Source organism: Paenibacillus sp. An7, from assembly GCF_009870785.1.
In the GTDB taxonomy this organism is placed as follows: Bacteria; Bacillota; Bacilli; order Paenibacillales; family Paenibacillaceae; genus Paenibacillus.
This window is the reverse complement of sequence record NZ_WTWX01000011.1, coordinates 31,432-55,476: the sequence shown is the minus strand read 5'-3', so window position 1 is coordinate 55,476 and position 24,045 is coordinate 31,432. Positions and strand designations below refer to the sequence as shown.

Here is a 24,045-nt window from a genome sequence, read left to right as displayed (position 1 = left end):
TACTTGTTAAGATGGCGGGAAAGCATTCTTAATGGGACTGTTCCTTTTATTTAACAATTTTTATACGATAGTGTAACCGCCATCGATAGGAACTATGGCTCCGCTCATAAACTGGGAATCATCAGATGCTAAGAATACTGCTAACTCAGCAACTTCATAATCATTACCAAAACGGTCTAGAGGTATCTTATTGGTAGGACGCGTTTTTAGCATTTCTTCCGTGAGTGGAGTTCTGATGGTACCTGGCGCGATTGCATTAATTTTAATTCCTTTAGAAGAATACACTGCAGCAATATGTTTAGTGTAACCAACTACAGCATGTTTGGAGGCTGTGTATGCAGCACCGCCCATTTGAGCAACAAGACCAGCGATGGAAGCTATATTTACAATGGTACCTTTACCGCGTTCAATCATAGCAGGCAGTACCAGATTGGTAAGCTTAAATATCGCCTTTATATTAATATCAAATATTAAATCCCATTGTTCTTCTGTTGTTTCCAAGCTATTCGTATACTTATCAAAAATACCAGCATTGTTCACAACAATGTCAATCGGTCCGAAAGTATCAACAGCAGTCTTTACCATGTTCTCAAGGTCAGTTTCCAGTGTTACATTTACCTTAACGGCAAGAGCTTGTCCACCATCATTTTTAATCTCTTGAACAACCGCCTCTGCACCTTCCAGATTCAAGTCAGCTACTACAACCTTTGCCCCTTCTTTTGCAAAGCGAATCGCTTCTGCTTTCCCCATACCTGATGCAGCCCCTGTAATAATCGCAACTTTATCTTGTAATCTCATCGTGTTATTCCTCCTGTACGGATGTAATGTATTAAATAATGCATGGTCTCAGGGAAGAAACTGTTATCACATGACTACAATTATTGTGATACGATTAAACATGTTTGATAAACTGGGTACCTCAGTTGAGACATGTTCAATCATTAAATGTAATCGCTTTCGGTGAAGCTTCTTACCTAATACGATTACAAAAGTTATTCTTAATCATTCCACAGACGGTTAACATGTGAGTGTTGGTTCCCTTTAACTATTCTTAGTTTATCTCTAATTAATAATAATGTATAATATATTCTTATCTATTAATTAATAACTTGTAGTTTATTAAAAGGAGAGGAGATGAACATGTAGTGGAATTATTGCAGCTTCGCTACTTTCAGGTAACAGCAAAGTTGGAACACATGACAAAAGCAGCAGAACAGCTACAGGTATCTCAACCTGCTTTAAGTGCAACGATTGGTCGGCTTGAAGAAGATCTTGGTATGCCATTGTTTATCCGAAAAGGGCGAAACATCTATTTGAATGAATTTGGCAATGCATTTCTTAAACGTGTGAATCGGATTTTTCAAGAACTAGAGGATGGAGAGCGTGAGATGAAGGCTCTTGCAGACTTGTTGGACCAGTCCATATCGGTCGCGATTGCTCTTCCTCATATTTTGCCTATTTTAATTGTTGAGTTTTTGAAAGAACATCCGAATACAAAGATTAGTCAATACGTGGCTCCCTTCACCGGGAAGAAGCAACAATTAGAGAATGGGGAGGTAGACTTTTGCATCTCAATGAGTCCAATCTATGGGGAAAATATTGAATGGTTAACATTGCTGGAGGAAGAAATCTATTTATCAGTACCGCCGAATCACCATCTTTCTACGAGAAGCTCCATCGATCTTCGTGAAGCAGCAAATGAAAGCTTTATTAATAGAACATCAGGTTATGAGTTTAGAAGACTTACAGAACAGTTTTGCCGGGAAGCCGGCTTTGAGCCGTATACTCCGATTGAGCTTGAAGAAGCTGGAGTTATTCTTCGTCTTGTTGAGATGGGGCTGGGGGTATCCTTTACACCACAGTTATCATTATTACGACAATCACTTCCCAATACCGTCCAACTTCCCATTACCAATCCCGTTTGCAAGCGAACCATCGGTATCGCATGGAATAAAACTCGCTATCTAAATAAGGCTGCGTTAGATTTCAGAGCCTTTATTATTAATTTCTTCAAATATGAGATAGCGCGATATTTTCAATAATGTAACGAAAAGATCGTGAAAAGAATACATATTAGTTGATTTTGCTAATCCTCATTAAACATCGAGATAAAATGACGAGCGCTTTTAGAAAGATACCGGTCTTTTAACCAGACGATCCCTACATCAGATTCAGAGTTTATGTCTGCGATGGGAAGCATTTTGATAACAGACAACGGAAAAGAGGCCATTACCGATCTTGGGAGAATCGTTCCTCCGATTCCTGATGCTACAAGCGCAATAATGATGGCTACACTCGAACACTCGCATATGACAGCAGGTTCAAAGCCGTGCCGTTTACATTCATTCATGACCCGGTTATGCATGGCCGTCGTTTCATCTGTCTTTAATGTTAGAAAGGGGATATCGGCTAGTTCGTGCATTCTTATAGAATGATGAGTTGCAGCGAGTCCCCAATGACTTGGAAGTACAGCAACAAATGGGTCGGAAGGCAGATGTAAAACAGAATAGGGGCTCATTTCGGAAGTTGCTTCAAATGGCAATCGAGCCACAATGAGTTCAATTGTTCTTTGCTCTAATTGTTTCGCTAACAGAAAATGATCGCCTTCACTGATTTTAAAGGTTACCTCGGGATATTGCTCACGAAAACTCTTGATTTTTGGTGGCAGAAGGGAAATACAGGATACAACTGCGCCGATGGAAAGAATTCCAAGAACGCCTTCGTCGACCTCTTTCACTTCCTGAATCGTTTCATGGAACTGTTGTATGAGGAGTTCTGCCTTTTGCCGCAAAATCTCTCCTGCAGGGGTAAGGTTAAGTTTGTGACCGCTGCGATCGAATAAGGTAACCTCTAACTCGTGCTCTATTTGTCTGAGTTGACGACTTAACGGGGGCTGTTCCATATTTAACACTCTAGCAGCGCGGGTAATTTGCCCTTCGTTTGCTATGGCCAGAAAGTAGCGCAATTGCCGAATGTCCATGATTCTCTCTCCCAACAATCATACCTAAAAGGTATGCATAATCTATAAAAAAGATATTTACAATATACTTTAATAGGTGCTACAATTCAACACAATAATAGTTTGGAGAAAGTATGGTGGTAATCGTGTCATTATCAATGGAAATCGAACTTACAAAAACAAAAAAACAGAAGCCGGCTCCAAATGAGCTTGGTTTTGGTAAGTATTATACAGACCATATGTTCATGATGGACTATGATAATCCGGAAGAAGGCTGGCATAACCCGCGGATCATCCCTTATCAACCGATCTCTCTAGATCCTGCGGCTAAAGTATTTCACTACGGACAAACTGTATTCGAAGGAATGAAGGCATATCGTACTGCTGATGAAAAAATCCTTTTGTTCCGTCCAGATAAAAATTTCAAACGTCTTAACTTGTCAAATGATCGTATTGATATTCCGCAAATTGATGAAGAATTTGCTCTGGAAGCATTGAAGCAATTAATTCAAATTGATCAGGATTGGATTCCTACCGAAAAAGGTACATCTTTGTATATCCGTCCATTCATTATTGCAACGGAAGCTTCCCTTGGAGCATCTACTTCTACATCGTACCATTTCATTATCATTCTATCTCCTGTCGGTTCCTATTATCCTGAAGGAATTAAGCCTGTCAGAATCTATGTTGAATCTGAATATGTTCGTGCTGTAAAAGGCGGAACAGGTATGGCGAAAACGGCGGGGAACTATGCTTCTGGATTAAAGGCTCATTCCGGAGTTGCTGGCAGCGGCTTTGCCCAGGTATTGTGGCTAGATGGTATTGAGCGGAAGTATATTGAGGAAGTAGGAAGCATGAACGTTTTCTTCAAGATTGACGGCAAGGTAGTAACACCTGCTTTAACGGGAAGTATCTTGGACGGGGTTACTCGGAACTCTATTCTTCAGTTACTAAAACACTGGAATATCCCGACAGAAGAGCGCCTGATTTCTATTGATGAGTTGTATGAAGCGTACACTAACGGTACTTTGGAAGAATCCTTCGGTACAGGAACAGCAGCGGTGATCTCACCGATTGGTGAACTTCAATGGCAAGATAAGAAGATGGTCATTAACGAAGGAAATACTGGCGAATTATCTGCGAGATTATATAATGCACTTACGGGTATCCAGAATGGTGAGCAAGAAGATGTACTTAATTGGATGGTTGAAGTCAAGTAACTTCGTAAGCTTTTCATTATAACTTGTAATCTAAATAAAAGAACCTTCATCTGTAGATGAAGGTTCTTTTTTGTTTTGTATACTATAGCAATTCACGACGAAGATCTGCTCCTGATTTAGGAGACAAGTAGGACAGTGGAATATCAAGAACGGTTCTTGCTCCGTTTTGCCCTTCACTGCTGAGACGATATGCAGCTCTTGCATAAGCGACAAGTACGCTCGCAGTAAACTCTGGATTGCTCTCGAGTTTTAGACTGAATTCCATGATTTGTTTTGTGCCTTGGCCTGTTACACCGCTGCGAATAACAAACCCGCCATGAGGCATGCCTTGATGCTCAGCTTTCAACTCTTCTTCTGTGATAAAATGCACATTCGTATTGTAGTCAGCGAAGTAGTTCGGCATTGTTACGATTGCTTCTTTAATCGCTTCAAGATCAGCGCCTTCTTCTGGTACAATAAAACATTCACGAAGATGTTTATCTCTTGTCGTAAGTTCTGGTGTTTCACCGGAACGAATGCTCTCAATGACTTCTTCAACAGGAACTGTATATTGTACACCAGCTTTTACACCGGGAACACGGCGTACAGCATCGGAATGACCTTGGCTTACGCCTTTACCCCAAAAAGTAAAATCTTTACCTTCTGGAAGGATAGATTCCGACAGCAAACGGTTTAGTGAGAATAAACCAGGATCCCATCCTGTGGAGATGACACTTAGGTTATTTCCTTTCACTGCTGCTTCGTTCACTTTGTCATAGAACTCAGGAATTTTCGCATGAGTATCATAGCTGTCCACTGTGTTGAACATACTTGCAATAGCAGGGGTTTGTTCAGGAAGATCCGTTGCGGAACCTCCGCACAAGATCATCACATCGATTTTACCTTTATACTGTTCTACGGTAGAAATATGTTCGAATTTTGCACTGCCATTAGCAGATGTTAATTGATCCGGCTGGCGACGAGTGAAGATAGCTACAAGCTCCATGTCTGGATTTTGCTTGATGGCAAGTTCCACACCACGGCCTAGATTTCCGTATCCTACGATACCTATTTGAATAGTTTTACTCAAGAAAAGTCCTCCTCTAGTTGAAAATAGCAAATACATAGTTATAAGTATAAAGATCAGACATCAAATGTAAACTAAAACTTGGAACCCTAATTATATCTTTACGGAAAAGTTACTCAATATAACGATAAATATAACATTTAGTGTAAACTTATGTGCGATTAGTGCAAACCTATGTTGGATTATACAAAGACTTTGAACTTGATAAGTATATACTCATTTAAAGTTATTCGACTTGTTACCCGTTTGAATTTGGTCGATACCGGTTACTAGAAATAGAAGAGTTTATAGAATTAATAGATATCTAAAACGCTTAATGTAACAAACATACGAGAAAATGGAGGGATTAACAATGTCTGAACAAGATCAATACAAAGTGCAGGACCCAACTACTCAGTATCCGAAAGCAACGAGTGAGTGGAAACAAAAGCAACCTGAGCCAGGATTACAGAAGGAAATGAATCCTGTGCCGGATGCAGGGGAGACAAGTTATTGCGGAACGGGACGCTTAGCGGGGCGCAAAGCAGTCGTAACCGGAGCTGACAGCGGAATTGGACGTGCTGCAGCAATTGCTTTTGCTCTTGAGGGTGCCGATGTTGTATTGTCATACTTACCTGAAGAAGAGGCTGATGCCAAAGAGGTTGTTCAGCGGATCGAAGAAGCAGGAAGAAAGGCGATTGCAATTCCGGGTGATTTGAAAGATGAGAAGTACTGCGAACAGTTAATAGAAGATGCAGTCAAAGAACTTGGCGGTATTGATATACTGGCGAACGTTGCCGGTAAGCAGCAATTTGTAGAAGATATCGCGGATCTTACAACAGAACAGTTTGATGCGACTTTTAAAACAAATGTATATTCCACGTTCTGGTTGTGTAAAGTGGCGATTAAACACATGAAGCCGGGAAGTTCGATTATCAATACATCTTCTATCCAGGCCTATACCCCAGCACCGATCTTACTAGATTATGCGACAACGAAAGCGGCCATTAATACGTTCAGTAAAGCTCTTGCACAGCAAGTCGCTAGCAAAGGGATTCGGGTGAACGTGGTGGCTCCAGGTCCGGTATGGACACCGCTTCAAGTGGTAGGGGGACAGCCTACAGAGAAATTGGCAGAGTTCGGTGCGGATGTACCGATGGGTCGTCCTGGTCAACCTGCAGAAATGGCACCAGCCTATGTATTCTTGGCAAGTCAAGAATCAAGTTATGTGACAGGTGAGACCCTTAATGCCAATGGCGGCGTTCCTTCACCATGATTTGATTTATATAAATAATATATAAAAAGGAGCTAGTTTCCAAAGTGGAAATTAGCTCCTTTTTATTCGTTCTAAGGCCGTTTTCTTGTTCTTTTATGTATTATGATGAATTTCTCAATTCTTATTCAATAGATTCAATAGGGAGATGTAACTAATATCGATATAAAGAAGCGATCAACTGCATTCCCGCTCCTACAGACCAAAGAATAATAAGATCTCCACGTGTTAGGCTACCTTCTCTCACTGCTTCATCCAGTGCTATAATGGGACTGCTTGGTCCGGTATAACCGTACTTTTCACCAATGAATTTAAATTGATCCATACCAATATCAAGCTCATTACTTAATAATTTTAAAGATTTAATCGAAAACTGTGACATATAAAAACCCTTAACGTCCTGAAGGGTATAACCATTTGATTCTACAAGATTTTTAATCCCTTTTGCTGTAGGGGGAATGGAATGGCTGTCTGCATCAAAACCGGTCCAATCGACATATAGATCTTTCCTATCTTGAATTGCTGAAATACCGCCTTTTGGAAATAGAATATATTCAATAGGGTCAGTATTTATGTAATGCCAGGAATCAATGTATCCCGTAGTTTCATTTGATACTTCTAAGATAATAGCAGCTGCAGCTTCCCCAAAATTACCGTGTGGAACTTCGTCTTCAGGCCTTGTATAACGTGAAATATGATCCGCTCCGACAATAAGTGCTCGTTTTGCTCCGTTGGTAAATTTCAGGTAATTTACAGCTTGTTCCATAGCCAGTAACATACCGACACAAGTACCATTTACATCTATTGCGGCTGAGTTATGTCCAATACCGAGTTCTTTATGGAGAAGCAGCCCATTCGTTGGCATAAGAAATTCAGGAGTTTGAGTAGCAAAATAAAGTATGTCAATATCTGCTGGATGAAGGCCCGCTGCTGCTAAAGCTCTTTGTGAGGCATGAAATGCCATCGTAATATTATTCTCTTGATCAAGATCTTTGATAAGGTATCGATCTTTACGGCCCATGATGTTTTCATAAAAATGTCTGACATCTTTACCTTGTTTCTCATACATCTCAATGTAACTTTCGTTATTTACTTTATGTTCTGGATGATACACTGCCGTTGAAGCAATTTTAATATTATTCAATGAAAGTGCCTCCCTCCCTTATTCTACAACCATAATTTCCATAGCCGCTATGCCTGCTTTTCTTGACAACCTTCCAAGCTGGCTTTTTACAAGCCCTGCCGATGTTGTTAATGTCTTACTTTCTTTGTCGGGTTCAACAATCATTTTATAAGTCTTAAACTCACATTTTTTATATTCGCTAAATGCTGATTCAAGCGTAGGAAGAGACTCGGCATCAGCAATATTAAGGCCGACACATTTACATACAAAATCATAATCATTTGATTCAATTTCACTTGTTTTTGAACGGAATTCAGTGACAAAATTCATTCCTTCTTCATAAGTAAATTTACCAGTAACCTCAACATATACTTCTTTTCTAACTGATTCTACCTTAATAAGATAACTTCCCATTTGATATTCCTCCTAGAAAATATAGTATCTTTACCATCTCTATTATCGGTCAGTAGTAATTATTTGTTGAGTATAGAAAACTATTCTAAACTTTTTAAGAATAAGAGGTTTATTTTCCTATTTACTAACATTATTTTTGGTAAAATAAGGGTTTGTATAATGAGCTTCATTTGGAGGACAACGATTAATATGGAAATTGAAATCACAGCGGCTTTTGGTCACGTAGATATAGGCGAGGTTGCAAGCCGATATGGTATAAAAGCAGAAGCCTTACGTTATATTGGCGGTTTTCAAAACTTCATTTACGAATGCCAGGCGGAGAACAAAGAGTACATCATGAGATTTACTCCAAGTGCGCATCGTAACCAAAGTGATGTGCAAGCAGAGCTAGAATGGATTCTTTATTTAGCCGAGAAGGGGATATCTGTATCTTCACCAGTACCCTCCACTTACGGAAGGTGGACTGAAACTTTAAAATTAAAAGAGATGTATTTTACAGCTACACTCTTTGACAAAGCCAAGGGAAAGAAAATAGATTACCCCGATTGCCTTAAAGATCAGGAACTGTACGAGAGATTAGGGAGAGTAACGGGTAGAATGCATGCTTTAACGAAATCGTACAAACCTGTAGATCCTAAGATTAGAAGACATGACTGGACGGATAATTATTACTTGAAAAATATCGATATCTTGCCAGATTCCCATACTGGGGTAAGAGAACGTTATTTAGAATTGGTACGTTCGATTCAGAAGCTGCCAATGAGTGAAGATGCTTACGGATTGATTCATGGGGATATTAATAATGCTAATTATTTAGTCGGTGAACAAGGCGAGATCACATTGTTTGATTTTGATGAAGCCCAGTATAGTTGGTTTGTGGAAGACATCGCTATACAGTTGTATTATCTGATGTATGTATATGGCGGGGAGGAAGGCAAGAAACTTAGAGAAGATCAAGCGTGTAGATTTATGGAACCTTTTTTAAAGGGGTACCGCGAAGAGAATCAGCTTGAAGATCGATGGTTACAACAAATGCCTTTATTCTTAAGACTCAGAGAACTTATTGTATACATAGGAGCCTTTCGAAATTTTGAGGGTGATGAAAGCTTCAGTCATTCGGATAACCAGTGGTTTAAAGATTGGATTAGAGAAAGCAAGATCCGTTTAGAAACAGGAGAACCAATAGTGAATATATGGGGGTAATTGAAATGACAACGAAGTATATGGGTGCAGCGGCTGTTATTTTGAATTCGGAAGGACAGATTTTGTTAGTGAAACATAGCTATGGCAAGAACAATTGGGATCTTCCTGGAGGAAAGTCCGAAGAGAAGGAGTCAGCAGAGGAAACAGCCATCAGAGAAGTACGTGAAGAAGTTGGAATTAACGTACATACGGAGCAGTTAACGGGTGTTTATTATGATCCGAACTTTGACATGCATCATTTTGTATTTATAGCAAATAAGTCTTCTGATCAGAAACCTGTGCCATCTTCGCCCGAGATTCTAGAATGCGGGTTTTACGATATTACGGACTTACCTAGACCCATTAGTGATTTTACCTACAGACGTATCCAAGATGCAATTCAAACAGAACGTCAACAATTATTCCATACCATTGGACCGAGACAGTGGACTTAATAATTCTTCGTCTAACAACAGTATAATAAATATAGAGGGCCGCCTTATTCAGGTGGTTTTCTTATGGGGATTTTTGATAAACGAAGATTTATCACATTTCCGTAACCTAAACGCTCTTATTCCGTATTAATGCTATGAACATGTCTTAATGGCAGGACTGTGTATGATGTAGATCTGTTGATGTTTATGGAGAAATCTCTTACAAAGCATACGTAGACATGATGAACAATAAAGAAGTTGAGGTAATCCATTAGATGAATAAAGAAATGACAGTTCGTGCGGATCATTGGTATCAGGAAGCAAAGCAGAAAGCAGCAGCGTATTATGAAACACTTTATAAGCAGTTTATAGATAAAACGTATGTATCTTTTTTAACAGAAGACATTTTGTTTTGGAAAAAAGAACACGTTCGTGAGCATTCCATTATCCAATTTGTAAAGCGAAGAAAGAAAACACCGAATTCAAATGACTATTATCAGTACATGAAATGGTTGCATTATACGGGAAAATTGGATGATTATTTAGATCGCAGCGTCTCCTACATTTATATGAGAGACCTTGGTAAAGCGCTGGATGATCCAAACACGCAGATTCGTATTCAGCGTTTGATTACAGATATTAAAAAGTATCTACTTACTCCTGGAGCAGCGAGTGATCGTGAAGAGCCTGATTTCATTAATTTTGCTTCCTTTTATAGATGGGCACAGAAGGAAAGAGTAGAGAATGCAACCATTTGGGTGATGAACAAACTGAAGCGTGTCTCTGCTCATATCCCCAAAGAGATGGACGCTGAACAAGCACAGCGTAAACTAATGAAGATCATTATTGGGGTTGTAATTCACGTGATGGAAGAGATGGATGATGAGGTATCGCCTGAAGAACGAGCTGAGAGATTAGATGCAGCCATTCGTTTGGGTTATTCGTATGGACTCACTTATCCATTCATAGACGACCTATTAGATTCGGATGTACTGAGTAAAGAGGAGAAAGAGCAGTATTCTGAGATGATACGAATCTCGCTTCTCAGTGGATCTGTTCCCGATCTAGAAGAATGGACCGGTACAAACTTAGAAATGATTCAGTATGTTCATACTGAGCTTCGAGAAGCTTTTGAATTCATTCGGGATTATCAGCGAGCAGATACGCAGGCTACATTCTTAGAACAATCGTATGTTTTTTTTCAATCTCAAGATCAAGATCGTATCAAGGATCTATCCAATGGGAGTTATACAAACGAAGAAATTTATCTGCCGATCATTATCAAATCATCATCGTCACGTCTTATCGTTAGATCCGTGATTAGTGAACCTATGGATGAAGGATTTGAAAATCGAACCTTTGCTTATGGCATCTACAATCAGCTCGCAGATGACTTTGCAGATATGTTTGATGATCTGCGGGACGGAGCAGTCACGCCTTATACTTATTATTTAACATACCGACACCAGCGGCCGGATTTAATCAACCCTTTTGAGCTGTACTGGGCTGTTATCTCCAATCTAATACGTAACGTATACCGTTCGGATGCGAAGACTCGTGAAGTGATCCTCGATCGCGCTATCAATGGATTAAAACGCTATAAAAAACGTGTAGGTTCGAGCAAATACAATGAGATTATGGGTATTTTTACATCCAGCATACCAGAATTTAACCGGCTAATTCAGCAGATGGTTGAAAAAGCGGAAGATGTGGATTTCTTTGATAAACTGCTTCGAGATCAGCTGCTGACCGTGATGAAGAACGAGCGTCTTGAAAAGGAAAAATTCATAAACACGATAAACATAGCGCAAACCGAGATTAACCGCCTGCTGAAAATATCGAAACCGGCTCAGGCTTCGTCGCTGAAAGAACCGCTTACGGAAGCGGCCAACTATAGTCTTGCAGGCGGAGGCAAACGAATTCGTCCCGTCATGGCTTGGGTTATGGCGGTGAAGGAATATGGCTTGCAATCATCCGCTATTGCACCACTGCTGCGTTCTCTCGAATATATGCATACAGCATCACTGATTTTCGATGATCTGCCCACACAGGATAATGCGGCAACTCGCAGAGGACACGCTACTTTACATGAAGTGTATAATAGTGCAACTGCAGAATTAACAGGGCTTTTTCTAATTCAAAAGGCAACGCAGGAACAATCTTCACTAGATGCATTTGACCCAAAATCTGTCCTGGCTTTGATGCAATATTCTTCACAAAAAGCAGGAGAGATGTGCATGGGTCAGGCGATGGATCTAGAGTCAAAGGGAAAAGAACTCACGTTAGATGAACTGAATACCATTTGTTTTTACAAAACGGGAATTGCATTTGAGGCTTCTCTGATCATGCCGGCCATTCTTGCGAGCGTAGAAGATGAGGAAATCACAACTTTGAAGAAATTTGCTTATCATGCGGGTATTGCCTTTCAGATTAAAGATGATCTTCTTGACCTGCAAGGAGATATGCTGTTGCTTGGGAAACCTACAGGGAAAGATGTTCAGAATAATAACTCGACTTTTGTAACCGTCCTTGGGGCAGATGGTGCAGCGCAGGCGATGTGGGAACACTATTGTCATGCTGTAGATGCCTTAAAAGAGATGCCCCGGAATAGTGTTTTTCTTAAGCATATACTGGACTATATCATTCATCGAGACCAGTAGTATGCTCGTGAAAAATATACTATGAACAAAAAGTGGGGCATTCATGTTTACACTTTTTCTCTTTGCAAAAATCATACAATGATAAGTTGTTATAATAATACTTCCTTGTGGTAATAATGTAGAAACAATTATAAGAGGAAGAATCATCAAAGAAGTTTACGGAAATCAAACAACGAAAGGTATGACACCATGGCGCTTGGAGTACTGTATATTATCTTTGTTCTAATATCAATATTGAGTCTTGTTAGTATTGCACTAATGTTTATGGTAAAAGATAGAAAGGTAAATAATATTGCCTTTTCTATTACAGTAATTCTTGGTTTAGTGATTGGTTTTTTAAATGTTACCGCACTCCCAAGCAATGAAACTACAGAGAAAATCACTGTAGGTGCTGTTGGAATATTGGCTTTAGTTGCGGTTATTTGTAAAGTTTTGAAAAAGAACGTCCTTGCCAGGTTTTTAGCTGCTGCTTCTGTTATATTAGGAATATTAATGCTCTTTTGGTAAGACGATAGCATCCATGCTTTTCTTGTTGAAGTAACAAGAAGCACGGGTGTTTTTTTTGTTGTCACATCAAAACCTATTTAAGCAAATACTAATGCGTGATGCGAATATCCAGCAAGCGAAAGCTAAGCTAGTTAAAATTGAAAACATTTACAATTATGATATCTTCTATATAATCAAAACTAAGAAGCATGTGAAAAAAGAGGGAGAAAGGTGGGATTGTATGGCTATGTATATCATTGTGATTGTCGTAGCATTAATTGGGGGAGTCGGTACCGTACTTGTAGGTTTATCGAAAGAGAATGCAAAGCAAAACCATGAATATGAAAGTAAAGCCAAAGAAAATATAGGTAAGATTGTATTATTTTATCTGGTTGCGATTATTGCTTTTATTATTTTGTGGGTGCTGTTAATGGATTAGCAACCAACATTGGCTGGATTTCATAAAATGACATATAGTTGTCAAGATTATCGTGTCATTTAGTGCTCTTTTTACTTTACAATAAAAGCATTAGCAGATGAAAGGAGCAACCACATGGAATTCATTACGATGATGGCTGTAGTTATACTGTTATGTTGTTGGTGGGCATCAGCTTTGTTCTTCAGACTTGCAAAAGATGACCATTAATAAATCAACACTCATGAACGTAATAACAACAAAATATTGGGTCTAACAAATACATAAGGAGCCGCGGAAACGCGGTTTTTTGTTTGGGAAAAAATACAGCCTTTGTTCGTCATTCGAACAAAGGCTGTATTTTTATTAAATAAATCGTATTATTGATGCGTTCCTCTAATTGTGAATCTAATCTTCTTAATTAATTTTGGCGCAGAGGTTTTAGTGCTCCGCTCCATGCAACTACTTGATCAAGCATACCATTCACATTGACAAGATGCAGGTCTGCCGGTTTGAATACCGCTCCATTCTCAAAATCAGTGAAGAGGGAAAGAGCTGGATGTACACGAACATCAGCCACTGATAACTCTCCCAAAATTCCACGTAAATGCTCAGCAGCGCGAGCACCACCAACCGAACCATAACTTACAATACCAGCAGCTTTATTGTTCCAGGCTTCGCGTGCATAATCAAGCGCATTTTTTAATGATGCGGAGATACTGTGGTTGTATTCTTGAACGATAAAGACAAATCCATCTAAACTTGCAAGTTTCGTATTCCAAGCTGTTGCTTGTTCCGCAGCATCTTCTTCTCCGAGTAGTGGGAGTTTGTAATCAGCAATATCGATAATTTCATAATTAGCATCTCCGCGCTGATCAGCGATACTTTTCACCCATTCTCCAACTTGTGGACTTAACCGACCTTGCCGAGTGCTACCTAAAATAATTCCGATGTTTAGCTTTGACATTGTGATTTCCTCCTAATGGTTAATCATATTTTTATTTGTTATATGTAACTCTTTATATATTCATCATAACCTTTTTAATTACTAATGTCAAGGTGATATATAAAAGTAAGTTAATATATCTATAAACAATAATTGATCGACCGAGCAATTTTTGCGGGGAGCTGCGTGATAAAATGTTCATTATGAAGTGATGATTAATTTTATTTACTATATAAACCTTGTATGTATGTTTCTTGCATTGACGTGACATATAAATTTCGTTTATAGTACGATTGTGCTTCACTACACAAAAGCCGAAAAGCTTAAAAGTAAAAAAGCAATATGATTTATATTTTAAAAATTATAAAAATCAGATCATATGAGATCATATCCAAACGTATATAAGGAGCTTCCATCATGGACAGACAGCTTAGTTTTTCAAAAAGTATAACGCTTATTATTTTTATTCTAGCATTATTATTTGTATCCATATTTCTATTAAAAGCAGAGCCGCACATCCCGCTTCTCTTCACTACAGTAGGTGCAGCTGTGTTGCTGCGTATATTCGGAGTTTCTTGGAAAAAAATCGAGTCTGCAATGATCCAGGGGATTCAAACGGCCATTATGCCCATTCTCATCCTATCACTCATTGGTATTCTGATTGCCGTGTGGATGATGAGCGGCACCGTGCCAACTATTTTATACTATGGTATGGATTATATTAAACCTCATTATTTTGCAGTGAGCGCATTATATATCACAATCATTGTCTCGATGTTTACCGGCAGTTCATTTACTACAGTGAGCACGGTAGGTGTCGCTCTGATGGGAATAGCTTTAACGACAGGTATTACACCGACAATCGCTGCAGGAGCTGTTATTTCCGGGGCGTGTTTTGGAGATAAAATGTCACCGCTCTCGGATACGACGAATTTTGCTCCAGCGGTGGCAGGGATTTCTATTTTCACACATATTCGTAATATGCTGTTTACTACACTGCCTGCACTAATTCTTACAACAATCTTTTTCTTATTTTTGTCTATGCCGGCCGCCATTGATTTATCGTCTATTCAAGCAATCAAGTTCGCATTACAAGATGGATTTCATATTCATTGGTTAACCCTGTTGTCCCCGATTGCCGTTATTGTATGCTCAGTCAAGCGGGTGCCGATTCTTCCAACACTTGTGGTTGGGATTGTCAGCGGATTACTCATCACTGCACTTATTCAACAGCACACGTCTGTTAGTTTCTGGTTCAGCGTGATGCAGAGCGGTTACACCAGCTCGATTACGAATGAGACAGTAGCTTCTATTGTGAATAGGGGTGGACTTCAGTCGATGATGGGATCTGTATCCCTGATCTTAATCGCTTTATCGCTCGGTGGATTGTTACAGTATTGCGGTGTAATTGAAGCTTTTTTCCGTAAGTTGATTCAGCCGCTGAAACGTAAGAGCCATATCGTTCTTATGACGGGTGCCTCATCTATCGCCGTGAACGGGATGACTGGAGAGCAGTATTTATCTATACTTTTGCCAGGTCAGATGTTCAAGGATGAATATACTCGCAGGGGGATTCCTGCCAGAACATTGTCACGAACACTTGAGGATTGCGGGACACTTGTTAACCCACTGATTCCTTGGGGAGTTAGCGGGGCCTTTTTCGCAGCAACTTTAGGGGTGCCAGTTATTGAATATGTTCCTTATGCTACATTTTTATGGCTAAGTCCAATGATTACGTTTGCTTATGTTCTAATTCCCAAATTGCAGAAACAATCGTTAGAATAGGAATAGGAATAGGAATAGGAATAGGAATAGGTGTAAGTATTAGTAAAAGTGAAAGTAAAAGTAAATGTAAATGTAAATGTAAATGTGTGTAACTAAATACTTTCTAAGAAGAGTCGCGTAGATCGCGGCTTTTTTTCGTATAACGGGTGGGAAAGAATGTGTTTAAATCAAATATTATTTTGGTAAATATTACATAAAAATAAAGGGTGTAGTATAATTCGATAAGTTCGTTGATCTGATGAAATGCTTTTACGAAGCGTTGAGATAAGATTTGTTAGAGGAATATTTACATACATAAAATCTTGGAGGTTATCATGAGAGAAATAGATTACACGGATTACTTTTGGCAGGATGAAAAGGTGAGACTGCGAGCAATACAGGAAGAAGACTGGGAAAGCTGTTACATCAGTGATTTCGACACGCCTGCTCGTATTTTACTAGAATGTGCTGTGGAGTTACCGCCTACCATTTTAGGAGCGAAAAAATTCGTAGAAGATAACGCAAACTTTACGTCCACAAATGGACGGATTATGTTCACTATTGAAAAACTGGATGGCGATAGTATTGGCGGTATTAATCTAAACAGCATCAACGAGAGGAATGGGACATTTAGTATAGGGATTGTCATTGATAAAGAGTACCGAGGTAAGGGTTATGGAACAAGTGCCATGAAAATTCTTTTAAAATATGCATTCCTAGAACGAAGACTTAATAAATTTAATGATTATGTTCTTGAAGGAAATGTCGGTTCGGCGCAGATGATGAGGAAACTCGGTTGTATTCAAGAAGGGGTCCGACGCCAGGTGGTATACGTTAATGGTAAATACTTAGACCTTATATTGTTCGGCTTAACGAAAGATGAATTTATTGAAAAACAGAAGGAAGATGGAGCATGAATAACAGGAGGGAGCAACCACAGATGTATTTTCCAGTTTCTTATTCAACGTTATCTGATACGGCACTACGAGAATTTATTATAATGACTTATGGTCTGAATGATATTACGGAGTTTCGTTATTTGCTTCGCGGGATGAATGATACCTATCTTATTAAAACGTCAAAAGATAACTATGTGTTTAGAGTTTACAGTGCGGACCGAAGGTCTGAGTATTCTGAAGTTGCTTTTGAGATTAAATTGTTAACCTATTTAGATGAGAAAGAGATCCCGGTATCTCTACCCATAGCTGATCAGAGCGGGAATTTCATTCAAACGCTGAACGCTCCTGAAGGCAACAGATTCGGTGTGCTCTTTTCATTTGCAGAAGGGACCGAGAGGTCTATTGATGATGAAGAAATAAGTCGCATTTTTGGTAAAGCAGTAGCTGATATTCATATGACAACAGATGATTTTCAGTCGGAACTTACAAGACAGCCATTAGACTTGGAGTATCTTATCCACCAATCACTTGTCTCGATCGAACCCCATCTGACTCATCGAAGTGTGGATTTTGAGTGGCTCAGGACGTTTGCAAAACAATTAGAAGAAAGATTGCTTGAATTCCCGCTAGAAGAGTTGGACTGGGGAATCTGTCATGGTGATCTTCACGGAAATACAAATATTAGCTTCAAAGAAGATATGTCATACACTCATTATGATTTCGATCTATGTGGATTTGGATGGAGAGCATACGATATTGCGGAATTTCGACTAGCCAGGGAAGTACGACTTCGTCATGATTCAGACAAATTAGAGCGACTATGGAATGCATTTATTGAAGGCTATGAATCGGTAAGAAGACTCAGCGAAAAGGATTTGCAGGCAGTACCGATCTTTGTGGGAATAAGGCAGCTCTGGTTAATGGGACTATGTCTAGGAGATTCTCATATTCATGGGAGTATTGATTTTGACGATGATTTTATTAGCGAGAAACTAGACTTCTTTAAGAACTTGCAAGTTTAAAATAAAGTTGAATGCGATTACATTGGAGAACGTATTAAGGCAGAAGCCCACTTGTTTCGGTATTTGGCTGATAATGGTGTTCGAGTGTTCATACCTAACCATACGTTAAATGGTGAATTATACGGAGGAGATAAGTTTATGAAGATTAGGTCAGTATCACTAGGGATTATTAGAAAAGAGGAGAATATTTTAGTTGAAGTTATTAATTATCCTGGGATAAGTACAACATTCTATCGACCTATCGGTGGAACAATCGAGTTTGGAGAAAATAGTAAACGAACTTTAATAAGAGAGATTAGGGAAGAACTAAATCAGGAAATTGAAGAGCCGCAATTAATCTTTGTTATAGAGAACATTTTTGGTGTTTTGGATGATAGAGGACATGAAATAGATTTTATTTATGAAGTGAATTTGAAAGATAAGACCTTTTATGATCTTGATGAAATCAATGGAATCGAAGGGGATATTCGTTATAAAGCTCAATGGAAACCACTACATTTTTTCGAATCTGATTCTGACGTAAAGTTGGTTCCAGATGGGCTGCTAGATTTACTCTCACAACGAGATAACAACAATATAAGTGTAATCAAGCATGTGAAAACGTAGGATTAGGTTAGTAAAGCCTAATGCCCTAATCATCTGATTACAACAGTCTTTTATACGTAAGGGATGGGAGTGACAACACAAGGTGAAACAATATAGCTTAGAACAAGCAGATAAAAATAAGTTTGCAGTTCATCAAGTAATCTATTCTAACTCCGATATTGAGATGTGGTATGACTGGGATACTCGCCTAAATGACACAAAATTCACAGGCCAATGTTTTTGGATCATGTACGGCGAGGATAGAATTGGAGGGGTGATAAAAATGAACGATACGGCAATGTATCCGTTTATGATCCCGCCTTTTTCTGATCGACAACAACTGTGGAACATATTATTAACATGTTGCCATGATCTAAGGCATATCAATGGAGTTCTGCAAGAGGATGTAAATATACTGCACTCATATGGTTTTAAAATAAATGTTATAAAACAGGTTATGTGCTGTCCGGCTGGTACGCTTAAGGAGCCAGTACCTCCAAGTGGATTATCCCTGTACTTATTAGATGATTCTTTTGATAGAACAAGATTTACGAATGTAATGAAAGAAGGATACAGTGGTGGAATAGATTACGAGATCTTTGGTGTTCCAAGTGACGAGGAGATCATAGAGGATATCTCGTATCTAATGCAAGTATACAAACATAGGAATCTTTCCATATATGTCGTAGATGAACAAAACAATGAAATTGTTGGAGTTTGTATCGCAGGTATCAGTGAAAAAATGCCCTTAGGTTTTGCAGAAATCGGGGAGTTATGTGTTGTCCCTCAGTATAGGCACCAAGGGATTGCAGAGTACATGCTTAACTACATAAAACAATCAGCTAGTGCGTATACGGAAGTAATAAAATTATGTGTTACTGTGGGGAATAATGCGGAATTGCTATATAAGAAAACAGGATTCCAGGCAGGACCACGATTTGCAAGGATGACAAAAAGATAATGAATCGATCTAAACAAATTATGCGAAACTACTAATCTTTTTAATAGAGAGGTGTGTAATGAAGCTATTTCATTTTAGTGAAAATCCAGATATAAAAATCTTTAACCCTCGAACAATTTATGATCAAACAGATGCAAAAGTCTGGACGATTGATAAGTATCATGCGCCCCATTACTATTTTCCAAGGGACTGTCCAAGAGTCTGCGTTTGGCATAAAGAAGATACAAAAGAACAAGATATTACTCGGTTTTTTGGAATGTCTCAGGTGAACCGGATGATTGCAATTGAAACAGATTGGTATGATCGAGTCAGAAAAGGATCTATTTATCGCTACGTTTTTGATTCAGCAGACTTTGAGTTAGAAGAAGAAAATGCAGGATATTATGTAGCAAGACGCCCGGTAACTCCAATTGATGTTGAAAGAATTGGTGACTTGGTCACGGCTATTTTGGATGAAGGGATAGAACTTAGGATCACTCCTTCTTTGATACCTATGAAAAAACATGTACTAGAGTCTACAATCAACTTCTCCATGATCCGGATGAGAAATGCATCCATTTGATATCTTATGAGAATGTCATCAAGATGACAAAGCCTAACAAATTATATCTAGGGAGCGAATTTATGAATATCAAAGTGCAATTAACCAGTAAAGAGGAATCACACATTATAAAAAATATATATCCTTTATATCTGTATGATCTATCAGAACACTATGTCAGGTACCCAAATGTTCATGGGATTTATGAAGAAAGTGATGATTTTAAAACACTAAGTGATCAATACGAAGTTCAAAATATTTGGTGGGAAAAACCAGACAGTTTGTATCCCTTTTTAATTTTAGCAGATGATTGTCCAGCGGGATTTATGCTCATTTCTACTTCTCCGTATTGTGCAGAGAATGTTGATTATTTTGTACATGAGTTCTTCTTACTACGTCCTTATAGAGGTCGAGGTATCGCTGAGCAGGCTGCTAACAAAGTGTTTGATCAATTCAAGGGGAGATGGGAATTGTTCACCAATCCTTCTGAAAGAAACCAAACAGGACAAAGATTTTGGCGGAAGACGGTTTCTAATTATAGTAAAGGCGATTATGTTGAGTTAAATGACGATACCTTTGACGGACAAAAACTAATATTTTGGTTTAATAATACAGAAAAGTAGGTTTTCAATTTGGAATCTCCAGAGAGGAACTTAAATCATGATTGTATTTGGGTATATCGCTATTTATATAATGCCAATATTAGGTTTTTTCTTCGTAGTGGCACTATTAAGAGCAATCAAGAAAATAGTCAAAAACAAGCCATATACAGTTGAAGTTTTTTGGAGTGGGCTTCTATTTGGACTTATTGTTTGGTGTATTGCAATAGTTGCTATATTTAATAAATGGTGATGACTACTCGAGATTGGACGCTTATCACATCACGGATGTATTATTATTTTAAACTGGGATAAGATGATGGTTTTAAAAGATGGCTGGGTGATAAAGCAATTTATGTTAAGGCAGTTGATATTTTATTAATACATATAAGGAGTTGTTATAAGTGGATCAGAAAGCAGCGAATATTGCAGCCAACGAAACACCAGAAGGAACACAGATTATATATGGGGATTTTGCAGGGGGAGAATCTTACTATTCATGCAGTTACCGTCCAGACGTAGTTTATGCCAAATATGGCGATGTAGAACGAAGACTGCAGATCATAATACCCTCCCGAAGCGGATACAAGTTTCCTCTAATCGTATATATACAAGGATCCGCATGGAGAAAACAGGATATATATTCTTCCATTCCTAATCTCGTTCAGATGGCGGCTAAGGGATATGTGATTGCCAGTGTAGAAATACGGGACACGGATGTTGCACGTTTTCCAGCTGCTGTGGAAGATGTGAAATGTGCGATTCGGTATATGCGTAAGAATGCAGAGGAGTATGGGATAGATCCGGAAAGCGTAGCGGTATGGGGCGATTCGTCGGGCGGACATCTTTCCTTAATGACGGGTCTTACGGTGGGAGAGTATGATAACGGCCTATACAGTGAGGAGTCAGACGAAGTAAGTGCGGTCATCGATTATTATGGAGTTACGGACCTGCTGACCTTAGGGAAGTACAATGATATTCTTGACCATGATGCAGCTGATTCTCCGGAAGGTTTGTTCATTGGTGGTAAGGTACAGGAACATACAGAATTGGCGAAGAAGGCAAGTCCTCTTCATCAAGATCTAGATAAGTCGCTTCCACCGATTCTTATTGTTCATGGAGACAGTGACCATGTTGTACATATAAACCAGAGTATCGAGATGTATAAAGCGTTAAAAGCGCATGGACAGAGAGCATTCCTCTATAAAGTAGTAGGCGCAGATCATGGACCCGGCTTTTGGAATTCACAAGTGCTTGACGTCACCGCGAAATTCTTATCTACTCACTTACATCGTCCTCGATGAAGAGGAAAGATATGAATTAGAAGAGGTGCTCACTGTACATGCTAAAATAAGACATCATATCATGTCGGTAATTTCTCATTATCGAGTGGTTATTTTATCCCTTTTTCTTTTACAAACTGTTCAAGAATTTTATAATCTTCCGTAACCCTTTTAAAGGGTAAGGTTTCTAGTACCTTCTCCCTGTAATCCTTTCTGGCTGCAATGGATAGACGGGAATCGAGTATGCTGAGTATACCAAGGTCAGTCTCGCTGCGAATCAGTCGTCCGGTTCCTTGTCTTAACCGAAGCAGCATGTCCGGTACGAACACTTCTCTCAAGGGATTCTCTACCAGAGAGGCCTTGTATTCATAGACAGGATCCGAAGGAACAGGGAAAGGCAGACGGAAGATAATTAACTGCGACAAATCGGAACCTTCAATATTTACGCCTTCCCAGAACACACCGGTACTTAGAAGGACGCCTTTACTGCTTCGAAATTCAGCAATCACCCCGTCCTGAGACGAGCCTTCTCTTTGTACATGTAACGTCCATGCAAGCTTCTCAGTAAGTAATTTCTTATGAACGTACTTCATATCCTCCTTAGCTGAAAAAAGGACAAGTGTTCGTCCGTTCGTTACATTACAAAGCCTTATGAGTTCCTTGTATGCCGCTTCAAGATAATGTTCTCGGTTCTTATGGTTATAGTAGGGCACATCTTTGGCAATGTACATCATGGAATGGTAGTCATAATTAAACGGTGAAGCTTGGCGCTCCATATAATCTCCCCTGTATCCAAGGGACTGTGTAAGATATGAGTATTGTTCCGCAAGCGTTTCACCACTCTGGCAAAGCGTTGCTGATGTTAAGATAACCGAAGTCTTACCGTTAAATAAGGAGTATTTTAAAAACTCGCTAATGCCTTTTGGACAGATACTTACGGTGGCATCACGCTGAGTTTTACTTGCCCAGATGAGATAGTTGTCCTCCACACCAGCAAGCACCTCAAAGAGATCGATAAGTCCATTCATGGCTTCATAAATATGATCGATTTCCCGTTCATGCCGGGAAGTTAAGACAGAAAGGCTGAGATTAAGCTCTTTCAAGATCTGCACTCCACGTTTTAAGGGAATGCCTGTGATCTCTGACACTTTAATCCGGTCATTGTCCTGCTTGGCTGTCTGAAGCAGGTCTGTCTCTACTTGTTTGAAAATATGACTAACATACTTTTTTAACCACTTAAATTGCGTAAAAAGATTCTTATCTGCAGATTGCTTGTAGAGAAGCTGTAGAGCGTCATCTAAAATACGACACGTTCGCCGGTATGTGAACTCGAGCGTTCTCGCATCTCTAACCTTTGCTTCTAGATTATGAGCTTCATCAATAACGATGAGAGCCGGCCGTTCAGTGATTAATCCCTTGGAACCTTCTTTTTTCTTCATTAAATCACGAATGAGCAGGTCCTGATTTACGATAATAAAATCCATGGCATTCGTGCTGGCATTAATTTTAGCTCGCATCTCGTAAAATGAACATGTGCTTTTATACTGGCAACGTTCAAATGTACAATCATTCACACAGACGTCGGACCATAGTGCGTCACTAACTCCGCCCTTAATATCGGCTCTTTCATCAATATCATAATTCACTATACGCTGAGCTAGCGTAGACAATGGGGAGTTTGAATTACCTGACTTACCTGACATCATCAGGTCTGCTGCTCTAAATCGGCATGCATACTGTCCCATGCCTTTTCCAACCACAGAGCGAACGGATGTGAATCCGAGCCGGCTTCCGATGAATCTTAGATCTTTATGGATCTGTTCTGAGAGCTGTATGGAGGAAGTTGCAATAATGATCGGCTGCTGTGAGATCAGGTTAATGAGCAGACTAGGAATGAGATATGCAAAGGACTTACCAATGCCAACTCCAGCTTCAATCATCGCATTACGGCTATGTATATAAGCATCAGCGATATCCAGAGACATATCTTGCTGACCCATCCGCTCATTAAGGCCTAGTCTTGGGAATTTATCATACATTCGGAAGATGGCATTAATTAAAGGAGTTTCGATATCCTTTTTTGTTCCCTGCTTCTGTAATTTATAGAGATCACTTAACCCGCTAATCACGATCGCCTCTTTTCAAAATCAATCATCTAAATACTACAATTTTTGGTGTGGTTGTAATTATCTTCGATGCTATCTCAGCCGTCAAGTGTTGGTACCAATCTCTGA

The 24,045-nt window shown here is 39.2% G+C and carries 23 protein-coding genes; 16 read left to right on the top strand and 7 right to left on the bottom strand.

From position 1 onward, the window contains the following. Nucleotides 1-60: 60 nt before the first annotated feature. Complete coding sequence (locus GQY27_RS13830; RefSeq protein ID WP_160035355.1) at nucleotides 61-798, bottom strand: SDR family NAD(P)-dependent oxidoreductase; 738 nt, start codon at nucleotides 796-798, stop codon at nucleotides 61-63. Between the two features lie 347 nt (nucleotides 799-1,145). Here GQY27_RS13830 and GQY27_RS13825 point away from each other — a divergent pair, with 347 nt between their 5' ends. Then, nucleotides 1,146-2,042, top strand: coding sequence for a LysR family transcriptional regulator (locus tag GQY27_RS13825; RefSeq protein ID WP_160035353.1), 897 nt, complete (start codon nucleotides 1,146-1,148; stop codon nucleotides 2,040-2,042). 44 nt (nucleotides 2,043-2,086) lie between these two features. Here the strand turns inward: GQY27_RS13825 and GQY27_RS13820 are convergent, their stop codons facing one another. Then, nucleotides 2,087-2,980 carry a LysR family transcriptional regulator gene (locus tag GQY27_RS13820; RefSeq protein WP_160035351.1) on the bottom strand — a complete coding sequence of 298 codons (894 nt, stop codon included), beginning with the start codon at nucleotides 2,978-2,980 and terminating at the stop codon, nucleotides 2,087-2,089. Nucleotides 2,981-3,102: 122 nt separating this feature from the next. Here GQY27_RS13820 and GQY27_RS13815 point away from each other — a divergent pair, with 122 nt between their 5' ends. Then, nucleotides 3,103-4,179 carry a branched-chain amino acid aminotransferase gene (locus tag GQY27_RS13815; protein ID WP_160035459.1) on the top strand — a complete coding sequence of 359 codons (1,077 nt, stop codon included), beginning with the start codon at nucleotides 3,103-3,105 and terminating at the stop codon, nucleotides 4,177-4,179. Between the two features lie 82 nt (nucleotides 4,180-4,261). Here GQY27_RS13815 and GQY27_RS13810 read toward each other — a convergent pair whose 3' ends face one another. Next, nucleotides 4,262-5,248: a diaminopimelate dehydrogenase gene (locus GQY27_RS13810; protein ID WP_160035349.1), complete on the bottom strand. Its 987-nt coding sequence runs from the start codon at nucleotides 5,246-5,248 to the stop codon at nucleotides 4,262-4,264. Nucleotides 5,249-5,597: 349 nt separating this feature from the next. Between GQY27_RS13810 and GQY27_RS13805 the strand changes: the two genes are divergently transcribed. Next, entirely contained in the window at nucleotides 5,598-6,500 is a 903-nt protein-coding gene (locus tag GQY27_RS13805; RefSeq protein ID WP_160035347.1) for an SDR family oxidoreductase, read from the top strand. A 151-nt stretch (nucleotides 6,501-6,651) separates the two neighbouring features. Here GQY27_RS13805 and GQY27_RS13800 read toward each other — a convergent pair whose 3' ends face one another. Together GQY27_RS13800 and GQY27_RS13795 are read right to left on the bottom strand one after the other, a co-directional pair. Continuing rightward, nucleotides 6,652-7,641, bottom strand: a complete 990-nt coding sequence (locus GQY27_RS13800) for a ketoacyl-ACP synthase III (protein WP_160035344.1) — start codon at nucleotides 7,639-7,641, stop codon at nucleotides 6,652-6,654. An 18-nt stretch (nucleotides 7,642-7,659) separates the two neighbouring features. Beyond that, the gene (locus GQY27_RS13795; protein WP_160035342.1) at nucleotides 7,660-8,034 is read right to left on the bottom strand and encodes a hypothetical protein; all 375 of its coding nucleotides are present in this window, start codon (nucleotides 8,032-8,034) and stop codon (nucleotides 7,660-7,662) included. Nucleotides 8,035-8,223: 189 nt separating this feature from the next. On the opposite strand from GQY27_RS13795, the gene GQY27_RS13790 reads away from it, so the two are divergent. The 5 genes from GQY27_RS13790 (at nucleotide 8,224) to GQY27_RS13770 (ending at nucleotide 13,235) form a co-directional block, all read left to right on the top strand. Then, on the top strand, nucleotides 8,224-9,237 hold the full coding sequence (locus GQY27_RS13790; protein WP_160035340.1) for a phosphotransferase enzyme family protein: 1,014 nt from the start codon (nucleotides 8,224-8,226) through the stop codon (nucleotides 9,235-9,237). Nucleotides 9,238-9,242: 5 nt separating this feature from the next. Further along, nucleotides 9,243-9,671 carry an NUDIX domain-containing protein gene (locus GQY27_RS13785; RefSeq protein ID WP_160035338.1) on the top strand — a complete coding sequence of 143 codons (429 nt, stop codon included), beginning with the start codon at nucleotides 9,243-9,245 and terminating at the stop codon, nucleotides 9,669-9,671. Nucleotides 9,672-9,925: 254 nt separating this feature from the next. Continuing rightward, complete coding sequence (locus GQY27_RS13780; RefSeq protein ID WP_160035336.1) at nucleotides 9,926-12,310, top strand: polyprenyl synthetase family protein; 2,385 nt, start codon at nucleotides 9,926-9,928, stop codon at nucleotides 12,308-12,310. 189 nt (nucleotides 12,311-12,499) lie between these two features. Then, nucleotides 12,500-12,817, top strand: a complete 318-nt coding sequence (locus GQY27_RS13775) for a hypothetical protein (protein ID WP_160035334.1) — start codon at nucleotides 12,500-12,502, stop codon at nucleotides 12,815-12,817. A gap of 220 nt (nucleotides 12,818-13,037) precedes the next feature. Then, the gene (locus tag GQY27_RS13770; protein ID WP_160035332.1) at nucleotides 13,038-13,235 is read left to right on the top strand and encodes a hypothetical protein; all 198 of its coding nucleotides are present in this window, start codon (nucleotides 13,038-13,040) and stop codon (nucleotides 13,233-13,235) included. A gap of 397 nt (nucleotides 13,236-13,632) precedes the next feature. Here the strand turns inward: GQY27_RS13770 and GQY27_RS13765 are convergent, their stop codons facing one another. Then, nucleotides 13,633-14,178 (bottom strand): NADPH-dependent FMN reductase, encoded by a 546-nt coding sequence (locus GQY27_RS13765; protein ID WP_160035330.1) that lies wholly within the window; start codon nucleotides 14,176-14,178, stop codon nucleotides 13,633-13,635. A 396-nt stretch (nucleotides 14,179-14,574) separates the two neighbouring features. Here GQY27_RS13765 and nhaC point away from each other — a divergent pair, with 396 nt between their 5' ends. The 8 genes from nhaC to GQY27_RS13725 all read left to right on the top strand — a co-directional run bounded on the left by nhaC (nucleotide 14,575) and on the right by GQY27_RS13725 (nucleotide 21,832). Continuing rightward, the gene (gene nhaC / locus GQY27_RS13760; RefSeq protein WP_160035328.1) at nucleotides 14,575-15,942 is read left to right on the top strand and encodes a Na+/H+ antiporter NhaC; all 1,368 of its coding nucleotides are present in this window, start codon (nucleotides 14,575-14,577) and stop codon (nucleotides 15,940-15,942) included. Nucleotides 15,943-16,256: 314 nt separating this feature from the next. Further along, nucleotides 16,257-16,838: a GNAT family N-acetyltransferase gene (locus GQY27_RS13755; protein ID WP_160035326.1), complete on the top strand. Its 582-nt coding sequence runs from the start codon at nucleotides 16,257-16,259 to the stop codon at nucleotides 16,836-16,838. A 23-nt stretch (nucleotides 16,839-16,861) separates the two neighbouring features. Continuing rightward, the gene (locus GQY27_RS13750; protein WP_160035324.1) at nucleotides 16,862-17,842 is read left to right on the top strand and encodes a phosphotransferase; all 981 of its coding nucleotides are present in this window, start codon (nucleotides 16,862-16,864) and stop codon (nucleotides 17,840-17,842) included. A 138-nt stretch (nucleotides 17,843-17,980) separates the two neighbouring features. Then, nucleotides 17,981-18,448 (top strand): NUDIX hydrolase, encoded by a 468-nt coding sequence (locus GQY27_RS13745; RefSeq protein ID WP_160035322.1) that lies wholly within the window; start codon nucleotides 17,981-17,983, stop codon nucleotides 18,446-18,448. Between the two features lie 82 nt (nucleotides 18,449-18,530). After that, nucleotides 18,531-19,388, top strand: a complete 858-nt coding sequence (locus tag GQY27_RS13740; protein WP_160035320.1) for a GNAT family N-acetyltransferase — start codon at nucleotides 18,531-18,533, stop codon at nucleotides 19,386-19,388. A gap of 58 nt (nucleotides 19,389-19,446) precedes the next feature. Beyond that, nucleotides 19,447-19,950, top strand: coding sequence for a DUF6886 family protein (locus GQY27_RS13735; protein ID WP_160035318.1), 504 nt, complete (start codon nucleotides 19,447-19,449; stop codon nucleotides 19,948-19,950). 62 nt (nucleotides 19,951-20,012) lie between these two features. Further along, nucleotides 20,013-20,552 carry a GNAT family N-acetyltransferase gene (locus tag GQY27_RS13730; RefSeq protein WP_160035316.1) on the top strand — a complete coding sequence of 180 codons (540 nt, stop codon included), beginning with the start codon at nucleotides 20,013-20,015 and terminating at the stop codon, nucleotides 20,550-20,552. 380 nt (nucleotides 20,553-20,932) lie between these two features. Beyond that, nucleotides 20,933-21,832, top strand: coding sequence for an alpha/beta hydrolase (locus GQY27_RS13725; protein ID WP_160035314.1), 900 nt, complete (start codon nucleotides 20,933-20,935; stop codon nucleotides 21,830-21,832). A gap of 89 nt (nucleotides 21,833-21,921) precedes the next feature. Here GQY27_RS13725 and GQY27_RS13720 read toward each other — a convergent pair whose 3' ends face one another. Further along, nucleotides 21,922-23,940 (bottom strand): ATP-dependent DNA helicase, encoded by a 2,019-nt coding sequence (locus tag GQY27_RS13720; RefSeq protein ID WP_236570598.1) that lies wholly within the window; start codon nucleotides 23,938-23,940, stop codon nucleotides 21,922-21,924. Nucleotides 23,941-24,045 lie beyond the last annotated feature (105 nt).

Excerpts from the sequence above, each read along its gene's own strand:
- GQY27_RS13770 (WP_160035332.1), top strand. The coding sequence starts at position 13,038 with ATGGCTATGTATATCATTGTGATTGTCGTAGCATTAATTGGGGGAGTC.
- GQY27_RS13755 (WP_160035326.1), top strand. The coding sequence starts at position 16,257 with ATGAGAGAAATAGATTACACGGATTACTTTTGGCAGGATGAAAAGGTG.
- GQY27_RS13765 (WP_160035330.1), bottom strand. The coding sequence starts at position 14,178 with ATGTCAAAGCTAAACATCGGAATTATTTTAGGTAGCACTCGGCAAGGT.
- nhaC (WP_160035328.1), top strand. The coding sequence starts at position 14,575 with ATGGACAGACAGCTTAGTTTTTCAAAAAGTATAACGCTTATTATTTTT.
- GQY27_RS13780 (WP_160035336.1), top strand. The coding sequence starts at position 9,926 with ATGAATAAAGAAATGACAGTTCGTGCGGATCATTGGTATCAGGAAGCA.
- GQY27_RS13730 (WP_160035316.1), top strand. The coding sequence starts at position 20,013 with ATGAATATCAAAGTGCAATTAACCAGTAAAGAGGAATCACACATTATA.
- GQY27_RS13820 (WP_160035351.1), bottom strand. The coding sequence starts at position 2,980 with ATGGACATTCGGCAATTGCGCTACTTTCTGGCCATAGCAAACGAAGGG.
- GQY27_RS13775 (WP_160035334.1), top strand. The coding sequence starts at position 12,500 with ATGGCGCTTGGAGTACTGTATATTATCTTTGTTCTAATATCAATATTG.
- GQY27_RS13735 (WP_160035318.1), top strand. The coding sequence starts at position 19,447 with ATGAAGCTATTTCATTTTAGTGAAAATCCAGATATAAAAATCTTTAAC.
- GQY27_RS13750 (WP_160035324.1), top strand. The coding sequence starts at position 16,862 with ATGTATTTTCCAGTTTCTTATTCAACGTTATCTGATACGGCACTACGA.
- GQY27_RS13830 (WP_160035355.1), bottom strand. The coding sequence starts at position 798 with ATGAGATTACAAGATAAAGTTGCGATTATTACAGGGGCTGCATCAGGT.
- GQY27_RS13785 (WP_160035338.1), top strand. The coding sequence starts at position 9,243 with ATGACAACGAAGTATATGGGTGCAGCGGCTGTTATTTTGAATTCGGAA.
- GQY27_RS13805 (WP_160035347.1), top strand. The coding sequence starts at position 5,598 with ATGTCTGAACAAGATCAATACAAAGTGCAGGACCCAACTACTCAGTAT.
- GQY27_RS13795 (WP_160035342.1), bottom strand. The coding sequence starts at position 8,034 with ATGGGAAGTTATCTTATTAAGGTAGAATCAGTTAGAAAAGAAGTATAT.
- GQY27_RS13790 (WP_160035340.1), top strand. The coding sequence starts at position 8,224 with ATGGAAATTGAAATCACAGCGGCTTTTGGTCACGTAGATATAGGCGAG.
- GQY27_RS13745 (WP_160035322.1), top strand. The coding sequence starts at position 17,981 with ATGAAGATTAGGTCAGTATCACTAGGGATTATTAGAAAAGAGGAGAAT.